The 1,070-nt window shown below is 48.2% G+C and carries 2 protein-coding genes; both read left to right on the top strand.

Annotation, left to right across the window (positions count from 1 at the left end):
* Positions 1 to 46: 46 nt before the first annotated feature.
* Positions 47 to 520, top strand: coding sequence for a winged helix-turn-helix domain-containing protein (locus ACFPMF_RS28025; RefSeq protein WP_379851488.1), 474 nt, complete (start codon positions 47 to 49; stop codon positions 518 to 520).
* A 10-nt stretch (positions 521 to 530) separates the two neighbouring features.
* Complete coding sequence (locus ACFPMF_RS28020; protein WP_379851490.1) at positions 531 to 1,055, top strand: IS630 family transposase; 525 nt, start codon at positions 531 to 533, stop codon at positions 1,053 to 1,055.
* The last annotated feature ends 15 nt before the right edge of the window (positions 1,056 to 1,070 follow it).

The following is a 1,070-nucleotide window of genomic DNA, read 5'->3' as shown; positions in this document are numbered from 1 at the left end:
TATTGATCCGTGAATAAGCTTATAATAATCGTATCTTGTTGTCGGTATGGGAAAATACAAACAATCAGATTACGAACTACTCCGCAGACGCTGTGTTGAACTAGATCTGGCGGGTTGGAAGCAAGGACCTATTGCCCAAGCATTAGGCTTGACTCAAGGTTGGGTGAGTCAGACCCTCAAGAAATACCGACAGCAAGGCGTAACAGCCTTGCAGTGGCGAAAACCTACCGGAGCGCCGACCCGGTTAACCAGGGATCAACTCCAGCAACTGGTCGATGAGCTCAACAAAGGGGCTCAGCATCATGGATTTACGGGCGCAGTTTGGACACGGCCCCGGGTAAATGAGGTCATTAAAAAGCTATTTGGCGTTAGTTATGACCCATCTCAAGTTGGTCGACTTCTCAAAAAAGCGGGCTGGTCTCGTCAGAAGCCACAGGCCAAAGCGCGTCAGCAAGATGGCCATGCAGTGGCCCAATGGAGGCAAGAGCGTGTAGCAGAACTTAAAAAAAGCACAGCGTGAACAGCGCGTCATTTTATATGTCGATGAATCAGCCTGTTATTTACTGCCCTTACTGGCGCATACTTGGGCACCTTGTGGTCAAACCCCAATACTGCTTGAGCAAGCCGGTCGAGCCCATCTGAGCCTGATTGCCGCTGTTGCACCCAATGGCCGCATCTATGTAGCCGGTCAGGATCAGCCTTTCACCAGCGAGGATATTGTTTGGTTTCTTAATAAGCTTTGCAGTCGCTATCGCAAACGAAACCTGTTAGTGATCTGGGACGGGGCGGCTATTCATCGCAGTGAAGCCGTCAAGGTCTTCTTGAAAGAAAAACGGGGACGTATTCATTTGGAGCGCTTACCGGCTTACAGTCCTGAATTGAATCCCGTCGAGTTAGTATGGAGTCATCTAAAGCGTAGCCTAAAGAATCAGGTATTTTCCAACTTGGAAGAGCTAACCACAGCGGTTCTTAGTCAAATTAAACATTTGGCGGAAACCCCAGAACTGGTGCAGGCCTTCTTTCATAAAAAGGAGATAGGATTCATTACAAGTTAATTCACACCTCTATAA

This window comes from Larkinella bovis, from assembly GCF_042655385.1.
GTDB classification, from domain to species: Bacteria; Bacteroidota; Bacteroidia; order Cytophagales; family Spirosomataceae; genus Larkinella; species Larkinella bovis.
This window is presented reverse-complemented; position numbering and strand designations above follow the sequence as displayed.

Excerpts from the sequence above, each read along its gene's own strand:
- ACFPMF_RS28025 (WP_379851488.1), top strand. The coding sequence starts at position 47 with ATGGGAAAATACAAACAATCAGATTACGAACTACTCCGCAGACGCTGT.